The 16,264-nt window shown below is 70.7% G+C and carries 17 protein-coding genes and 2 pseudogenes; 9 read left to right on the top strand and 10 right to left on the bottom strand.

Going from position 1 to position 16,264, the window contains the following annotated elements; genetic code table 11:
- The first annotated feature begins 48 nt into the window (after nt 1-48).
- The gene (locus tag N7925_RS11690; protein WP_331616551.1) at nt 49-1,050 is read left to right on the top strand and encodes a LuxR C-terminal-related transcriptional regulator; all 1,002 of its coding nucleotides are present in this window, start codon (nt 49-51) and stop codon (nt 1,048-1,050) included.
- Nucleotides 1,051-1,112: 62 nt separating this feature from the next.
- Here the strand turns inward: N7925_RS11690 and N7925_RS11685 are convergent, their stop codons facing one another.
- On the bottom strand, nt 1,113-2,783 hold the full coding sequence (locus tag N7925_RS11685) for a fumarate hydratase (RefSeq protein WP_274343821.1): 1,671 nt from the start codon (nt 2,781-2,783) through the stop codon (nt 1,113-1,115).
- A gap of 194 nt (nt 2,784-2,977) precedes the next feature.
- Between N7925_RS11685 and N7925_RS11680 the strand changes: the two genes are divergently transcribed.
- Together N7925_RS11680 and N7925_RS11675 are read left to right on the top strand one after the other, a co-directional pair.
- Nucleotides 2,978-3,670, top strand: a complete 693-nt coding sequence (locus N7925_RS11680; RefSeq protein ID WP_265599591.1) for a DUF1707 SHOCT-like domain-containing protein — start codon at nt 2,978-2,980, stop codon at nt 3,668-3,670.
- Nucleotides 3,671-3,864: 194 nt separating this feature from the next.
- Complete coding sequence (locus N7925_RS11675) at nt 3,865-4,239, top strand: WhiB family transcriptional regulator (protein ID WP_265599590.1); 375 nt, start codon at nt 3,865-3,867, stop codon at nt 4,237-4,239.
- Between the two features lie 105 nt (nt 4,240-4,344).
- On the opposite strand, the gene glpX is transcribed toward N7925_RS11675, so the two are convergent.
- The gene (glpX, locus tag N7925_RS11670; protein WP_265599589.1) at nt 4,345-5,376 is read right to left on the bottom strand and encodes a class II fructose-bisphosphatase; all 1,032 of its coding nucleotides are present in this window, start codon (nt 5,374-5,376) and stop codon (nt 4,345-4,347) included.
- Between the two features lie 158 nt (nt 5,377-5,534).
- On the opposite strand from glpX, the gene N7925_RS11665 reads away from it, so the two are divergent.
- Nucleotides 5,535-6,083 carry a DUF4245 domain-containing protein gene (locus tag N7925_RS11665; RefSeq protein ID WP_265599588.1) on the top strand — a complete coding sequence of 183 codons (549 nt, stop codon included), beginning with the start codon at nt 5,535-5,537 and terminating at the stop codon, nt 6,081-6,083.
- A gap of 144 nt (nt 6,084-6,227) precedes the next feature.
- On the opposite strand, the gene N7925_RS11660 is transcribed toward N7925_RS11665, so the two are convergent.
- The 4 genes from N7925_RS11660 to N7925_RS11645 form a co-directional block, all read right to left on the bottom strand.
- Complete coding sequence (locus N7925_RS11660; protein WP_265599587.1) at nt 6,228-6,818, bottom strand: malonic semialdehyde reductase; 591 nt, start codon at nt 6,816-6,818, stop codon at nt 6,228-6,230.
- A gap of 229 nt (nt 6,819-7,047) precedes the next feature.
- The gene (locus N7925_RS11655; protein ID WP_274343820.1) at nt 7,048-7,293 is read right to left on the bottom strand and encodes an exodeoxyribonuclease VII small subunit; all 246 of its coding nucleotides are present in this window, start codon (nt 7,291-7,293) and stop codon (nt 7,048-7,050) included.
- A 246-nt stretch (nt 7,294-7,539) separates the two neighbouring features.
- Complete coding sequence (gene xseA, locus N7925_RS11650) at nt 7,540-8,751, bottom strand: exodeoxyribonuclease VII large subunit (RefSeq protein WP_274343819.1); 1,212 nt, start codon at nt 8,749-8,751, stop codon at nt 7,540-7,542.
- A gap of 207 nt (nt 8,752-8,958) precedes the next feature.
- Nucleotides 8,959-10,458: an APC family permease gene (locus N7925_RS11645; protein ID WP_274343818.1), complete on the bottom strand. Its 1,500-nt coding sequence runs from the start codon at nt 10,456-10,458 to the stop codon at nt 8,959-8,961.
- A gap of 93 nt (nt 10,459-10,551) precedes the next feature.
- Here N7925_RS11645 and N7925_RS11640 point away from each other — a divergent pair, with 93 nt between their 5' ends.
- Nucleotides 10,552-11,541 (top strand): 4-hydroxy-3-methylbut-2-enyl diphosphate reductase, encoded by a 990-nt coding sequence (locus N7925_RS11640; protein ID WP_199787771.1) that lies wholly within the window; start codon nt 10,552-10,554, stop codon nt 11,539-11,541.
- Between the two features lie 38 nt (nt 11,542-11,579).
- On the top strand, nt 11,580-12,329 hold the full coding sequence (gene ppgK, locus N7925_RS11635; protein ID WP_274343817.1) for a polyphosphate--glucose phosphotransferase: 750 nt from the start codon (nt 11,580-11,582) through the stop codon (nt 12,327-12,329).
- Nucleotides 12,330-12,381: 52 nt separating this feature from the next.
- On the opposite strand, the gene N7925_RS11630 is transcribed toward ppgK, so the two are convergent.
- On the bottom strand, nt 12,382-12,942 hold the full coding sequence (locus N7925_RS11630; RefSeq protein ID WP_265603835.1) for a DUF6542 domain-containing protein: 561 nt from the start codon (nt 12,940-12,942) through the stop codon (nt 12,382-12,384).
- 319 nt (nt 12,943-13,261) lie between these two features.
- On the opposite strand from N7925_RS11630, the gene ychF reads away from it, so the two are divergent.
- A complete protein-coding gene (ychF, locus tag N7925_RS11625) occupies nt 13,262-14,350 on the top strand; it encodes a redox-regulated ATPase YchF (protein WP_010063336.1) in 1,089 nt (362 codons plus the stop codon).
- 132 nt (nt 14,351-14,482) lie between these two features.
- Here ychF and N7925_RS11620 read toward each other — a convergent pair whose 3' ends face one another.
- Both N7925_RS11620 and N7925_RS11615 read right to left on the bottom strand, forming a co-directional pair.
- Nucleotides 14,483-14,875, bottom strand: coding sequence for a hypothetical protein (locus N7925_RS11620; RefSeq protein WP_053930387.1), 393 nt, complete (start codon nt 14,873-14,875; stop codon nt 14,483-14,485).
- Nucleotides 14,875-15,126: a hypothetical protein gene (locus N7925_RS11615; protein WP_187742185.1), complete on the bottom strand. Its 252-nt coding sequence runs from the start codon at nt 15,124-15,126 to the stop codon at nt 14,875-14,877. The genes N7925_RS11620 and N7925_RS11615 overlap by 1 nt, the downstream gene beginning before the upstream one ends.
- 166 nt (nt 15,127-15,292) lie before the next feature.
- Between N7925_RS11615 and N7925_RS11610 the strand changes: the two genes are divergently transcribed.
- Both N7925_RS11610 and N7925_RS11605 read left to right on the top strand, forming a co-directional pair.
- On the top strand, nt 15,293-15,568 hold the full coding sequence (locus tag N7925_RS11610) for a type II toxin-antitoxin system VapB family antitoxin (protein ID WP_274346437.1): 276 nt from the start codon (nt 15,293-15,295) through the stop codon (nt 15,566-15,568).
- Nucleotides 15,565-15,980, top strand: a pseudogene (locus N7925_RS11605) (PIN domain nuclease). The gene N7925_RS11610 and the pseudogene N7925_RS11605 overlap by 4 nt, the downstream one beginning before the upstream one ends.
- A gap of 2 nt (nt 15,981-15,982) precedes the next feature.
- Here the strand turns inward: N7925_RS11605 and N7925_RS11600 are convergent.
- Nucleotides 15,983-16,249: pseudogene (locus N7925_RS11600) on the bottom strand (type II toxin-antitoxin system RelE family toxin); the annotation flags it as partial.
- Nucleotides 16,250-16,264 lie beyond the last annotated feature (15 nt).

Here is a 16,264-nt window from a genome sequence, read left to right as displayed (position 1 = left end):
GACGCCGGACGGGGGCCTCACGATTGCACAAAGGTAATCTGCATCCTTGTGAAGGACGATCATTCCCCCTCACCGGTATGTGATTGCCGTGAATCACCCTCGGACCGGTCGATACCGGAACAACCCTGCGAGGCGGCGCTCGCGGCCTATCGCCGTGCGCTGACGGAGGGCTGCCTCCCGGCCGGCGCCGCGCCCCCCTGCCTGCGGTCGCTGCACCTGGTGGTGGCCGACCAGGAGTCACCCGGCTACCTCATCCCCGTACCGCCGGAGACCGCCTCGTTCGCCGCGCTCGCCCCGATCGAGGAGGCGATCGTCGAGCAGCGCCGCACCCTGCGCTCCGCCCGCGCCACCCTCGCCGCCTTCGAGGGGCTCTACGCCGAGATGCACCGGCAGGAACGCCCCGTCCTCACCCGGCTCTCCGGCACGGCCGTCATCGGCAAGGCCCTGGACGCCGGGGTCAGCGGCTGCCGCACCGAGGTCCGCACCGCCCACCCCGGCGGCGGGCGGCCCGCCCACGTCCTGGAGCAGTCGCTCCCGCGCGACCTGGGCAACCTGCGCCGCGGCATCCGGCAGCGCACCCTCTACCAGCACACCGTCCGCTCGGATCGCACCACGCTCGCCTACATCGAGCAGGTGACCGCCGAGGGCGCCGAGGTCAGGACCCTCGCCGAGGTCGCCGACCGGTTCATCGTCTTCGACCGGGACCTCGCCCTCATCCCGTTCTCCGACGAACCGCACACCGCCCTGCGCGTCCAGCACCCGTCGCTGGTCCGCTTCCTGGTCCGCCACTTCGACGAGGCGTGGTCCCGCGCGGTGCCGGTCCGCCCCGAACGCGCGCCGCTGCGTACCCCCGTCGTCACCTCCGACCTCCAGCGCACCATCCTCCAGGCCGTCGTCAACGGTGAGACGGACGCCGCCATCGCCCGCCGGATCGGCATGAGCCGCCGCAGCGTCGCCGAGCACATGCGCAAGGTCTCCGAGCAGCTGGGCAGCAACAGCCGGGCGCAGCTGGGGTATCTGGTCGCGACATCGGGTCTGCTGGACGGCTGAGAACGCGCGGGAGGGCCCGTCCGCGCGGACGGGCCCTCCCGGTGGCGTCCACGGAGCGTGGGTCAGCCGAGACCCGGCCCCCGCACCGGAATGCTGGTGAACGTCGGAGCGGGGGCGGGCTCGGTGAAGAAGTCGTTGCCCTTGTCGTCGACGACGACGAACGCGGGGAAGTCCTCGACCTCGATGCGCCAGACCGCCTCCATGCCGAGCTCCTCGTACTCGACGACCTCGACCTTCTTGATGCAGTCCTGCGCGAGGCGGGCCGCGGGGCCGCCGATCGAGCCGAGGTAGAAGCCGCCGTGCGCGCCGCAGGCGTCGGTGACCTGCTTGCTGCGGTTGCCCTTGGCGAGCATCACCTTCGAGCCGCCCGCCGCCTGGAACTGCTCCACGTAGGAGTCCATCCGGCCGGCCGTCGTCGGGCCGAAGGAACCGGAGGCGTACCCCTCGGGCGTCTTCGCCGGGCCCGCGTAGTACACCGGGTGGTCCTTCAGGTACTGCGGCATCTCCTCGCCCGCGTCCAGCCGCTCCTTGATCTTGGCGTGCGCGATGTCGCGGGCCACGACCAGCGGCCCGGTCAGCGAAAGCCGGGTCTTGACCGGGTACTTGGTCAGCTCGGCCAGCACCTCGTCCATCGGCCGGTTGAGGTCGATCTCCACGACGTCCCCGCCCGCCCCGTCGAGGTGCTCGTCGGTGGTGTCGGGGAGGAAGCGCGCCGGGTCCGTCTCCAGCTGCTCCAGGAAGACGCCCTCGGCGGTGATCTTCGCGGTGGCCTGGCGGTCGGCCGAGCAGGACACGGCGATGGCGACCGGCAGCGAGGCCCCGTGCCGGGGCAGCCGCACCACGCGCACGTCGTGGCAGAAGTACTTGCCGCCGAACTGCGCGCCGATGCCGATCCGCTGCGTCAGCTCGAAGACCTTCTCCTCCAGCTCCTTGTCCCGGAAACCGTGCCCGGTGGGCGAGCCCTCGGCGGGCAGCTCGTCCAGATAGTGCGCGGAGGCGTACTTGGCGGTCTTCAGCGCGAACTCCGCCGACGTGCCGCCGACCACGATCGCCAGGTGGTACGGCGGGCAGGCCGCGGTCCCCAGCGAACGGATCTTCTCCTCCAGGAACGTCATCATGGAGGCCTCGTTCAGGACGGCCTTCGTCTCCTGGTAGAGGAACGACTTGTTGGCCGAGCCGCCGCCCTTCGCCATGAAGAGGAACTTGTACGCGCCGCCGTCGGTCGCGTACAGCTCGATCTGGGCCGGGAGGTTGGAACCGGTGTTCTTCTCGTCCCACATGGTCAGCGGGGCCATCTGCGAGTAGCGCAGGTTGAGCTTGGTGTACGCGTCGTAGATCCCGTGCGACAGGGCCTCCTCGTCACCGCCCTCGGTCAGCACGTTCTGCCCGCGCTTGCCCATGACGATCGCCGTACCGGTGTCCTGGCACATCGGCAGGACACCCGCGGCGGCGATGTTCGCGTTCTTCAGGAGGTCCAGCGCCACGAACTTGTCGTTGGAGGACGCCTCCGGGTCGTCGACGATCCGCCGCAGCTGCGCCAGGTGGGCCGGGCGCAGGTAGTGCGAGATGTCGTGCATCGCCTCGGCGGCCAGGGTGCGCAGCGCCTCCGGGGCGACCTCGAGGAACGTCCGGCCGCCGGCCTCGAAGGTGGAGACACCCTCGGCGGTCACCAGACGGTACGGCGTGGTGTCCTCCCCCAGGGGGAGCAGATCGGAGTACGCAAACTCTGCCATGACGGCCATTCCTCACTCGGTGACGGCGGCTGACCTCCCTCGGGCAGCGCATCCACCAGGGTAGAGCGCCGCCCCCGGGAGGATCCTGTGAGGTAAGGCTCACCTGGATCCCGCCCCCGGAAGGCGGGTGCGGGGCCGGGGCGCGCCGGTTGGAGGGGTAGTCGCGATCTATCGCGTTTGGGTACGCTGGGGCGGTGGACCTAGAGAAGCAGCCCCAGCAGCCCCACGCGCCGGCCGCCCGGCCGCCCGCCGAAGCCCTGGACGGCGATGGCATCCGCGCCTCCGACGCCGACCGCGACCGGATCGCGGACATCCTGCGGGAGGCGATGGCCGAGGGTCGTCTGACGGCGGACGAGCACGCGGAGCGGATCGACCTGGTCTACCGGGCCAAGACCGTCGGCGAACTCCAGCCGCTGGTCCGGGACCTGCCCGCCGCCTCCGGCTCCACGGCCCGCCCGGACTCCCAGCCGTACGCCTACGGCCCCGAGGCCCCCGACGGCCCCGCGGACAATCTCGTCGCGGTCTTCAGCAGCGCCAACCGCAAGGGCCGTTGGCGGGTCGGCGGCCGGACGAACGCCTTCGCGCTCTTCGGCAGCGTGGAGATCGATCTGACCGAAGCGCTTTTCGGCCAACGCCTCACCGTTATCAATGCGACGTCCATCTTCGGCAGCGTCGACGTCCGGGTGCCGGAGAACATTTCCCTGCGCGGCAACGGCACGGGCGTCTTCGGCAGCTTCGAAGTGCGGACGCTCGAATCGCCGGACCCGGAAGCACCGGTCGTCGTGGTCAACGGCTATTCCGTGTTCGGCAGCGTGGAAGCCAGGCCGAAGCGGGGCAAGTTCGTCGCTGACCTCCAGCAGCGGCTGCGCAAACATCTCGGCCACTGAATACGGCGGGGGCGCACGACATACGGCGCATACGGCGGGGCGCACGACCTCCGGTAATCGGCCATAAAGCCGCGGGGGCGCATTCCGGTGCACCGCGCGCTGGTGCCACGCAGTGCATAGGCGTACGCACAGCGGGTAGGGAGTGCTGCATCGACTCTCGCTCGCGAAGCCGTAGCCGTCGTCAGGAGTAGACCGTGCTGCAACCGTCGCATCAGCCTCTGCAGTTCGCCGCCGTTCCGGCCCAGCGGACCCCCGCCCGGGAGGACGACGCGGGCCCCTGGCATTCCGATGCGGCCTGCCGCCGCGACGAGGCCGGCCTGTTCTTCGCCCCGTCGAAGGAACCGACCGCTGCCCGGCTGGCCCGCGAGGAGGCCGCCAAGCGGGTCTGCGCCCGGTGTCCGGTCATGGTGGAGTGCCAGGAGCACGCGCTGATGCAGCCCGAGCCGTACGGGGTGTGGGGCGGGCTCACCGCCGCGGAGCGCCGGGTGGCGCTGGCCCGGCGGCGACGGCGGGACGTCGAGCTCACGGCCGCCGCGACGGCGCCGGAACACATAGCGGCGGCGGGCTGAGCCGGTCCCCGCCCGCGGGATTCGCGCACGTACGGGGGGAGGGGTGTGGGGAGCGATGGCCCGCTCCCCACACCCCTCCCCGTTCCGGCAGCCGTTCTGGTGGGACTACTTCGCGCGGTCGAAGTCGATGGCGCTGTAGGCGCGCAGCTTCGACAGCCGGTGGGTCGAGGAGATCGACCGGATCGTGCCGGACTTGGAGCGCATCACGATCGACTCGGTGGTCGCCGTCTCCGCGCGGTACCGCACACCGCGCATCAGCTCACCGTCGGTGATCCCCGTCGCCACGAAGAACACGTTGTCGCCGCTGACCAGGTCGTCGGTCGACAGCACCCGGTCCAGATCGTGGCCCGCGTCCAGCGCCCGCTGCCGCTCCGCCTCGTCCTTGGGCCAGAGCTTGCCCTGGATGACGCCGCCGAGGCACTTTATGGCGCACGCCGAGATGATGCCCTCGGGCGTCCCGCCGATGCCCATCAGCAGGTCGACGCCGGTGCCCTCGCGGGCCGCCATGATCGAGCCCGCGACGTCGCCGTCGGAGATGAACTTGATCCGCGCGCCCGTCTCCCGGATCTCCTTGACGATGCCCTCGTGCCGGGGCCGGTCGAGGATGACGACCGTGACGTCCTCGGGCGTGGAGTTCTTCGCCCGCGCCACACGCCGGATGTTGACCGACACGGGCGCGTTGATGTCGACGAAGTCCGCCGCCTCGGGCCCCGTCACCAGCTTGTCCATGTAGAAGACCGCGGACGGGTCGAACATCGCGCCCCGGTCGGCCGCCGCCAGCACGGCGATGGCGTTCGGCATGCCCTTGGCGTTGAGCGTGGTGCCGTCGATCGGGTCGACCGCGATGTCGACCTCGGCGCCGGTGCCGTCGCCGACCCGCTCGCCGTTGAACAGCATGGGGGCTTCGTCCTTCTCGCCCTCGCCGATGACGACGACGCCGTTCATCGAGACGGTCGAGACGAGGGTCCGCATGGCCTTCACGGCGGCGCCGTCGGCGCCGATCTTGTCGCCGCGGCCCACCCAGCGCCCGGCAGCCATGGCGGCGGCCTCGGTGACCCGGACCAACTCCAGGGCCAGGTTGCGGTCGGGGGCCTCCGGGGAGACCTCCAGGTGGGACGGCAGATGATGCTCGGACATCGGAGCGCACCTTTCTGTACGGCGACGACCGGATATGAGGGTGCTGTGACTCTATCGGTAGGTCGATAAAATGAGCAGGCCGGGTCACGCATGAGCGCTTCCGGGGGTGCTGCCCCGAGCGGCACCCTGCGGCCGGGCGTGTCAGGCCGCGTGCCACCATGGATCCCGTGGCAAGCAAGCGAGGCAAGCAGACAGTCCGGGACATGCTCCTGTCGACCTTGGTGATCGCCGCCTGCGCGGGCGTCATCTACCTGTTCATCCCGAAGGACGAGCACGCCGATCCCCTCAAGGCCGTCGACTTCACCGTGGAGCTGGCGACGGTGCGGACCGCCGCCCCCTACCCGGTGGCCGCGCCCGAGGGGCTGCCGAAGGAGTGGAAGGCGACCTCCGTCAGCTACGACGACGCCGCGGGCGACGCCTGGCACCTGGGCTTCCTCGACGCGGACCGCAGGTACGTCGCGGTCGAGCAGTCCACCGCTGCCGCGGGCACGTACGTCCCCGAGGTCAGCAGGAAGGCCAAGGACACCGGGCGCACCGAGACGGTGGCCGGCGCGGAGTGGCAGTACTGGGAGGGCGCGAAGTACAACGCCCTCGTCCTGCCCGGCAAGGGGCACACCACGGTGGTGACCGGCTCGGCTCCGAAGGAGAGCCTGGTCGAGATGGCCGCCGCACTGAAGACGACGCCGCCCGCCGCGCCGGCTTCCTGACGCGCGACCCGCGCCGAACCGCGTACGCGAAGGGCCCGGAACACCAAGTGCACTTCCTGGTGTTCCGGGCCCTTCGCATGCGGGCGGCCAGGCTCGGCCGCCAAGGATCCGGACGGAGTCGTCGACTCGGGCGGAGTCGGGGACTCAGACGGTCGTGACGACCTCGTCGAAGGAGAGGCGCGGGCTGCGCGGGAACCAGGCGTCCTCGCCCGGCTTGCCGATGTTGACGACCATCAGCGGGGCGTGGTCGTCGTCCAGGAACTCCTTCTGGATGCCCGCGGCGTCGTAGCCGGTCATCGGGCCGGCGGCCAGGCCGGCGGCGCGGACGCCGATGATGAAGTAGGCGGCCTGGAGCGCGGCGTTGAGGCCGGCGGCCGACTCGCGGACCGGGCGCTCCGAGAAGAACATGTCCTTGGCCTGCGGGAAGTGCGGGAGCAGCGCCGGGAGCTCCTCGTGGAACTCGTTGTCGGCGGCCAGGATCGCGACCAGCGGGGCCGTGGAGGTCTTCGGCCGGTTGCCCTCGGCCATGTGCTGCACCAGGCGCTCGCGACCCTCGGCGGAGCGGACCAGGACGACGCGCAGCGGCGACTGGTTGAAGGCGGTCGGCCCGAACTTGACCAGGTCGTAGACCGCCTGGATCTGCTCGTCGGTCACCGGCTCGTCGGTGAAGGTGTTGGCGGTACGGGCCTCACGGAAGAGGAGGTCCTGGGCGGCGGGGTCGAGAACGAGGGACATCTGGTGCAAACCTTCCGAACGTACGCGGTGGGGACAGGACCCGAACGTACGCCAGAGATAGGTTAACTTTCAACTAAAACTGGCCGGGAGTGATCCATTGCACAGTACATCTGTCTTGCGCGACGGCCCCGGGCCGGAACGCGGACGCCCGCCCCCGCACCGGGCCGCCACCACCGCGCCACGGCGGACCATCACCGCGCGACCGCTGGGCACGCGGGCGTTCGCTCGCTCAGCCTTGGTCGTCGTCCTCCTGCGGGCGGGCCAGGGCCGCGTCCAGCCGGGCGCGGGCGCCCTCCAGCCAGTGCCGGCAGACCTTCGCCAGCTCCTCGCCCCGCTCCCACAGGGCCAGCGACTCCTCCAGCGTCGTGCCGCCCGCCTCCAGCCGGCGTACGACCTCGATCAGCTCGTCCCGCGCCTGCTCGTACCCGAGCGTGCCCGTGGCGGCAGCCGCCGTCGTCCCGTCGTCGTCCGTCATGTGATCCACCCTAAGCGTGAGCTGTTACGACACTGTGGGCGCTGCGGCCCCTGCGATACGGCCGCCCGGCCGCCCTGTTTCCCGGTTCCGGCGGGCGTGGCGCCCGGGCCGTCCCGTTTCCCGGTTCCGGCGGGCGCGGCTCCCGGGCCGTCCCGCTCCCCGGTTCCTCGCGGGCGCGGCTCCCGGGACGCCCCGGCCCCCGGCCCCTCGCGGGTGCGGACGTCCGGCCTTCCCGCTCTCCCGGCCTCATCCGTCCACCCGCACCGTGAACTCGCCCTCCGACACCCGCGCCCGCAGCGGCTCGCCGGGCGCCCCGGCCTCCTCGGGGGAGCGGACCACGTGCCCGTCGGGCCGCTGGAGCACCGCGTAGCCCCGCTCCAGGGTCGCGGCCGGCGACAGCGAGACGACCCGGGCGAGCGTGTGCGACAGCTCCGAATCGGCCCGGTCCAGCAGATGGCCCAGCACCCGGCGACTGCGCCCCAGGAGCGCGTCCACCTCGGCCTCGCGCTCGTCCACCAGCCGGTGGGGCCGCTCCATCGCGGGGCGGCCCAGCGCGTGCGCGAGCCCCCGCTCCTCGCGGTCCAGCAGCCCCCGTACGGTCCGCAGAGCCCGGTCCCGCAACTGCCGCACCCGCTCCATCTCCTCGCCCACGTCGGGGACGACCTTCTTGGCCGCGTCCGTGGGCGTGGAGGCACGCAGATCGGCGACCAGGTCCAGCAGCGGCGAGTCGGGCTCGTGGCCGATCGCGGAGACCACCGGCGTACGGCAGGCGGCCACCGTCCGAATCAGCTGCTCGTCGGAGAACGGCAGCAGATCCTCGACGCTGCCGCCGCCCCGCGCCACCACGATCACGTCGACCTCCTCCAGCGCGTCCAGCTCCTCGACCGCCTGGACCACCTGGGCGACCGCGTGCACCCCCTGCACGGCGGTGTTGCGGACCTCGAAGCGCACGGCGGGCCAGCGGCGGCGGGCGTTCTCCAGGACGTCGCGCTCGGCGGCGGAAGCACGCCCGCAGACCAGCCCGACGAGCTGCGGCAGGAACGGCAGCGGCTTCTTGCGGTCCAGCGCGAAGAGCCCCTCGGCGGCGAGCGACTTCTTCAGCAGCTCCAGCCGCACGAGCAGCTCACCGATGCCGACCGGCCGTATGTCCGTCGCCCGCAGCGACAGCTGCCCCCGGGGCGCGTACCACTCGGGCTTGGCCAGCACGACGACGCGCGCGCCCTCCGTCACGACATCGGCGATCCGGTCGAAGACCTGCCGGAAACAGGTCACGCTCACCGAGATGTCGTGGGACGGATCGCGCAGCGTCAGGAAGACGACCCCGGCACCCGGGCGCCGCGACAGCTGGGTGATCTGCCCCTCCACCCAGATGGCGCCGAGCCGGTCGATCCAGCCGCCGATGAGCCGGGACACCTCACCGACGGGCAGCGGCGCTTCCGCGGACGTGTTGAGAGCCATACGGGCGAGCGTATCGGCAGCCACCGACAGGCCCCTGCCCCCGCGCGGAGGCCAGCGTCCGCGCACCACGCGAAGCCGCACGGAACGCGAGCCGTACAGAACGCGGAGCCGCGCACCACGCGAAGCCGCGCACCACGCGAAGCCGTACAGAACGCGAAGCCGTACAGAACGCGAAGCCGTACGGGGCACGAAGTCCGAGCAGCCGCCCTACGGGACCGGGACCCCCTTCCCCGCGCCGCCACCACCCGGGCCCTCCGTACCGCCCCGGCGGCCCGTCCCCTGCACCGCCAGCACCACGAGCCCCACCCCGAGCCAGCAGACACCCACCACCTGGGAGGACGTCGTCGCCTCCACGATGACCGCGACCAGCACCCCCGCCCCGACCACAGGGATCAGCACGTGCCGCCACCACACCGGCGGGCCCTCCATCCGGCGTACGGCGAACCAGCCGACCACCGACGCGTGCAGCAGGATGAACGCCGTCAGCGCGCCGATGTCCACGACGGAGACCAGATGGTCCAGGCCGTCGTCGCGCCGGGCCGCCCACACGGCGGCCACCAGCGTCACGATCGCCGCGCACAGGATCGCCACCCGCGGCACACCCGACGACGGGTCGACCTTCGCGAGGAAGTGCGGCAGGCGCCGCTCCCGGGCCATCGCGAAGACCAGCCGCCCGGCGGCGGCCTGCCCCGCCAGCGCGGCGAACGCGGCGCCGATCGCCTTGCTGACCGCCACCAGGTCATGCAGCCAGGTGCCCACCGAGGCGTCCACCGCGTCGTAGAACGCCGACCCCTGCGCCGCCGGGTCCGCCGCCAGCTCCGCCGAGCTCACCGGCTCCAGCAACGCCGCCAGATACGACTGCGCCACGAACAGGACGCCGGCCAGCACCAGACAGAACAGCACCGCCCGCGCCACCTTCTGCGAGCCGCCCGTCACCTCCTCGGCGAACGAGGCGATGGCGTCGAAGCCCAGATAGGAGAGCACGGCGATCGACACGGCCCCCAGCACCGCCGTCATGGAGAACCCGGAGTCCCCTGTCAGCGGCGTCAGCCAGCCGCGCTGCGCCCCGTCCCGTACGAGGACGACCGCGGCCGAGACCATGAAGACCAGCAGCACCACGATCTCCATGGCCAGCACCGCGAAGCCGACCCGGGCGGCCGCCCGCACGCCCCACAGGTTGAGCAGGGTGGTCACGAGCACGGCGAGCGCGGTCCACACCCACCGCGAGACCTCCGGGACCAGCGCGTTCATCGCGATCCCGGAGAAGAGGTAGGCGACGGCCGGGATCAGCAGGTAGTCGAGCATGGCCATCCACCCGGCGATGAACCCCGGCCCTTCCCCGAGCCCCTTGCGGGCATACGTGAAGACCGATCCGGCGAAGGGGGCGACCCGCACCATCTGGGCGTAACTGAAGGCGGTGAACCCCATGACCACCGTGGCCACCACATAGACGAGTGCGACCGCGCCCTCGGACTTCGCGTCCAGGGTGCCGAACACCCCGACCGGGGCCATCGGGGCGATGAAGAGGAGCCCGTAGACGACCAGATCCCGGAATCCCAGCGTCCGCCGCAGCCTGCCCGATTCCGTACTGCTGCCCTCACCGCCGCCCGAACCGTTCCCAGCCCCGCTGCCTGAGCCGTTCCCAGCCACGCCGCCAGAACCGCTCCCCGTTCCGCTGCCCGAACCGCTCTCCGGCACCGACGCCATCGCCCCTCCATCACCATCCGTCATTTCTCACGAACGCAACGTGACCAGTCTCCCGACCCGGCCGTCCTCGCGCCTGTTCGCCACGGCCTTACGATGGGACGCATGACTGCAACTCCTGCCCGCCGTGTCCTGCTCGCCGCTCCCCGTGGCTACTGCGCGGGCGTGGACCGTGCCGTGATCGCCGTCGAGAAGGCCCTGGAGCAGTACGGGGCCCCGATCTACGTCCGCCACGAAATCGTGCACAACAAGTACGTCGTGCAGACCCTGGAGAAGAAGGGCGCGATCTTCGTGGACGTCACCGCGGAGGTGCCCGAGGGCTCCATCGTGATGTTCTCCGCGCACGGAGTCGCGCCCACCGTCCACGCGGAGGCCGCCGAGCGCAAGCTCGCCACCATCGACGCGACCTGCCCGCTGGTCACCAAGGTCCACAAGGAAGCCGTCCGTTACGCCAAGGAGGACTACGACATCCTCCTGATCGGCCATGAGGGGCACGAGGAGGTCATCGGCACCTCCGGCGAGGCCCCCGACCACATCACGCTGGTCGACGGCCCCGAGGACGTCGCGAACGTCGAGGTCCGCGACGAGTCGAAGGTCGTCTGGCTCTCCCAGACCACCCTGTCCGTCGACGAGACGATGGAGACGGTCGACGCCATCAAGGCGAAGTTCCCCAACCTCCTCTCGCCGCCCAGCGACGACATCTGCTACGCCACGCAGAACCGCCAGATCGCGGTGAAGAAGCTCGCCGAGGACGCCGAACTGGTCATCGTGGTCGGCTCCAAGAACTCCTCGAACTCCATTCGCATGGTCGAGGTCGCCCTGGACGCCGGAGCCCCCGCCGCCCACCTGGTCGACTTCGCCGACGAGATCGACGAGGCCTGGCTGGAGGGCGTGACCACGGTCGGTCTGACGTCCGGCGCCTCCGTCCCCGACGTCCTCGTCGACGGTGTCCTGGAATGGCTCCAGGAGCGCGGTTACGCGGACGTGGAGACGGTGAAGACGGCCGACGAGTCGATCACGTTCTCCCTCCCCAAGGAGCTGCGCCGCGACCTGCGCGCCGAGGCCGCCGCCCTTTCCGCCGAGTAGCCGGGCAAGGGGCCCGGGCTGCCCGTACCGTGGGTTCCATGGAGATCTTCGGCGTGGACATCGGCGGATCAGGGATCAAGGGCGCTCCCGTGGACCTGGACCGCGGAGACCTGGCGCGGGAGCGCCACAAGGTGCTGACACCGCACCCGGCCACGCCCGAGGGCGTGGCCGACGGCGTGGCCGAGGTCGTAGGTCACTTCGACTGGACGGGCCCCGTCGGCATCACCTTCCCCGGGGTCGTCACGGACGGCATCACGCGTACCGCGGCCAATGTCGACAAGGGCTGGATCGACACGGACGCCCGCAGGCTGCTGGGCGAGCGGATCGGCCAGCCCGTCACCATCCTGAACGACGCGGACGCGGCCGGGGTCGCCGAGATGACCTTCGGAGCGGGCAAGGGCCGCGCGGGCACGGTCATCATGCTGACCTTCGGCACAGGCATCGGCAGCGCGGTCTTCACCGACGGCCTGCTCGTCCCCAACACCGAGTTGGGCCACCTGGAACTGCACGGCCACGACGCGGAGAAGCGCGCCTCCACGAAGGCCAAGGAGGACGAGGACCTCAGCTGGCAGCACTGGGCGCACCGGGTCCAGAAGTACCTGCTGCACGTGGAGATGCTGTTCTCGCCCGAGCTGTTCATCATCGGCGGAGGGGTGAGCCGCAAGGCGGAGAAGTTCCTGCCGCTGATCGAGAAGGTCCGGGCCGAGATGGTCCCGGCCCAGCTTCAGAACAACGCGGGCATCGTGGGAGCGGCGATGGCGGCGGGCCAGGCACACAGCCAGGGCTGAACGGACCGGACGGCGCCACGGGCACCGGCAGCGGAGACGGGCCGAGCGCCGTTCAGGGCCGCTGAGGAGGACGGGCCACCGCGCCCGCTCCGCTCGCCCCGGCCTGTACGGGCTTCGCCGCCGCGGCCCCGGCGGCGGCCCGGGGCTCCCGCTCGGGTGCGGCGCCACGCCCCTGCGCCAGCACGTACCGTCGCCGGGCCCGCATGTGGCGCACCTTGCGTACGGAGGCGATGAGCCCCGCGACCAGCGTCCCGCCGTACAGCCAGCCGGCGTGCACGGCGAGGGCGGTGACGAGGCCCATGGTCTGCCCGCCGAACCCTTCGGACCCCCCGGAAATCGGGAACACTCCGACGGCGAAGGCGATGGGCACGCTGATCGGCGCGGTGACCAGGTCGGCGGGCCGGACCCAGAGGGCGGTCAGAGCGCTGACGGGCAGGAAGAGCAGCCCGAAGACGAGCTCCGAGCTGTCGAACAGCAGCCGGTCGACGCAGGCGAGCACGAACATGGTGAGGGCGGCGAACAGCCCGGCCCCGATCCCGGTGAGCCGGGGGTTGGGGAACCGCCGCAACGCGAGAACCACGGGCGGCACGCTGCGCACCCGTACCCGGTACACGGCGGAACTCTCGCCGCCCGCCCGGCCCGGCGCGGGCGGGGCGGGCGCGGCCTGCGGGGGCTGCCTGCGCTGCGGGGGACGTGTCCTGTGCTGCTCCACCTGCACAACGTAGGTCGCGGGGGGCGGGGAATCAGGCGTTGGACACGCGCTTTGGCCGACCTTGGCGTTGCGTTCGATGTCACACGGCCGAAAGGCGCACTGTCCGGGCCCGCGGGGCAGGCCCGTAAACTGGAGAATCGGTCCACTCCGGGACCCGGCCGAACAGCCGAGCCGGACCCGGCCGCCCCTGACCCCCTCCTCACTCCAGGAAGTCGCCAAAGTGTCGCTCACGATCGGAATCGTCGGTCTGCCGAATGTCGGCAAGTCGACCCTGTTCAACGCCCTGACCAAGAACGACGTGCTGGCGGCCAACTACCCGTTCGCCACGATCGAGCCGAACGTCGGCGTGGTCGGCGTCCCGGACCCGCGCCTGAACAAGCTCGCGGAGATCTTCAGCTCCCAGCGGCTCCTCCCGGCGACGGTGGACTTCGTCGACATCGCCGGCATCGTCCGGGGCGCTTCGGAGGGCGAGGGCCTGGGCAACAAGTTCCTCGCGAACATCCGCGAGTCCGACGCGATCTGCCAGGTCATCCGGGCCTTCAAGGACGAGAACGTCGTCCACGTCGACGGCAAGGTCTCGCCGAAGGACGACATCGAGACGATCAACACCGAGCTGATCCTCGCCGACCTCCAGTCCGTCGAGAAGGCCGTCCCCCGCCTGACGAAGGAATCCCGCCTCCAGAAGGAGAAGGTCGCGGTCCTCGCCGCGGTCGAGGAGGCCCAGAAGATCCTGGAATCCGGCCAGACCCTGTTCGCCGCGGGCATCACGGCGGCCACCGAGAAGGGCCGGCTCCTCCACGAGCTGCACCTGCTCACCGTCAAGCCGTTCCTGTACGTCTTCAACGTCGACGAGGACGAACTGGTCGACGAGGACTTCAAGAACGAGCAGCGCGCCCTGGTCGCCCCCGCCGAGGCGATCTTCCTGAACGCCAAGATCGAGTCCGAGCTGATCGAGCTCGACGACGACGAGGCGCTCGAACTGCTCCAGTCCATGGGCCAGGAAGAGCCCGGCCTCGCCACCCTCGGCCGCGTCGGCTTCGAGACCCTGGGCCTCCAGACCTACCTCACGGCAGGCCCGAAGGAAGCCCGCGCGTGGACCATCAAGAAGGGCGCCACGGCCCCGGAGGCGGCCGGTGTGATCCACACCGACTTCCAGAAGGGCTTCATCAAGGCGGAGATCGTCTCCTTCGCCGACCTGGTGGAGACCGGCTCGGTCGCCGAGGCCCGCGCCAAGGGCAAGGCCCGCATGGAGGGCAAGGACTACGTCATGCAGGACGGGGACGTGGTGGAGTTCCGCTTCAACGTCTGACTGGCAGTCAAGGGATGCGCCCGGCCCGCTCGTTGGTGGGTCGGGCGCAGGTGTACGTCCGCGTGGAGTCCTTGTGCCGCGAAGCGCTGAGGTGTTGGTGACGGGTCTGGTTGGTGCGACTGCGGTCGGCGTTCAGACTTTGACGACCTCTACGGCGGGGCCGCACAGGAGCGTCAGGTCCTCGGGATCGGAGGTCAGGACGGTGACCGGCTGGGGTGCGGTGCGGGCGATGACGGCGAAGGCGGCGTCGATGGCGTACTTGTGGCCGTGGAGGCGGTGGCTGCGCAGGAGGGCTGCGGCCTGATCGGTGATCTCCTTGGTGACGTCGTGAACGTCGACGCGGGAGAGGACCCACTTGATCCGGGCGGGGTGAATGCGCTCGTAGTCGGCCTCGAGGGTGGTCATGGCGCTTGTGGCCACGCGGATGCCTTCCTCCGATGCCGCTTGGATCAGGGCCATGACGGTGCGGTCCTTGCGGTAGAGCTTGGAGAGGCCTTCGCTGTCGAGCAGTAGGGTGCCGGGCATCAGGCTGCGGCCCCGCCGACCTGCCGGTGGTCATGGCGCAGCAGCGCGCGGGCGGCTTCGACCTCCTCGCGGGTGAGCTCGTCATTGTCGGTCGCGAAGTCGGCGACGATCTCCCGGAGCTTGTCCATGGCGACCCGTTGTTCGAGGGCTTCGGCGACGTAGGAGGAGAAACCACCGGGCCCGACGTGGGCGCGTACGGCTTCGGCGAGGTCCTCGGGCAGGCTGATCGAATACTTCTTGCTACTGCTCATGGTGCCCATGCTACCGGTGGTCGTAAGTCTCTGGGTGTACATGGTCGTGGCCGCGCGGACGGGTATCCGTCCGGTCCGCAGAGAGTCCGCAGGACACCCGTAAGCACGCGGATGCGCCGCCGGTGCCTGGTTCCACTCTGATGGGCCCTCCTGGGACTGCGAGCCGATCGTCGCGGGGAGCGCAGTCGGCCGTGCCCGGGTTCGTTCTTGCCGGCACGAGGAGATCGTCGAGCAGGCGATGCGGGTGTATGGGGCGAGGACGAAGGCCGCCGCAGTGCGGGCGGCCATGCAGGAGGGGGTGAGGCTGCGGCTGCGCCGGGAGCTGTTCGATGCCCTGGACGATGGTGAGTTTGATGACGTGTTCGCGGAGATCCGGTCGCAGACGGGGCCGCGGAATCCGGACGGCTCGCTTAAGCGCGAAGACGGGGCTTCGGCGGCGTGAAAGGGCGCTACCTCATCGACAAGTCTGCGCTGGCCCGCCGGGTCAAACCGGCAGTGCGGGCGCGGCTGGATGCACTGGACCGCGATGGACTCCTAGCAGTGTGCGCCCCGACCGAGTATGAGGTTCTGTACTGGGCGCGTGGAAAGCCCGAGGCGCTGCGCCTGCGTACCCTGCTCCGTGGCTTCGACTACTTGCCCTGCAACGACGAGGAGTTCGAGCAGGCGCTCGCGATCCAGGCGCTGGCGCTGAACGCTGGCTTTCACCGGGCGCTGTCGCCGGCCGACGTCCTCATCGCGGCAACCGCAGAACGGCATGGGCCACGGTCCTGCACTACGACGGCGACTTCGACATGATCGCCTCGGTGAGCGGGGTGCAAGCCGAGTGGGTCGTGGAGCCCGGCACCGCCGACTGACCAGTGTGGTACATCGTGGAACGGTGACCGACGCTGATGACCCACACGAGCACTTCGCCGTTGTCCACGGTGTAGATGTAGATGATGCGGTAGTCCCCGACTCCGAGGTGGCGGCGATCGGGCTGGGAATCGAGCGCGGTGGTGTCGAAGCCGAACGGGTCGCTTTCCCGTTCCGTCAGCTTGGTCAGGATGCGGAGCGCGGTGTCGCGCGGAATTGTGCGGAGTTCGGCTAGGGCTTCCGGGTGGAAGACGGTGCGGTACTCACTCACTTGCCAGGCTCGGTC

This window comes from Streptomyces sp. CA-278952 (assembly GCF_028747205.1).
Taxonomy (GTDB): domain Bacteria; phylum Actinomycetota; class Actinomycetes; order Streptomycetales; family Streptomycetaceae; genus Streptomyces.
This window is presented reverse-complemented; position numbering and strand designations above follow the sequence as displayed.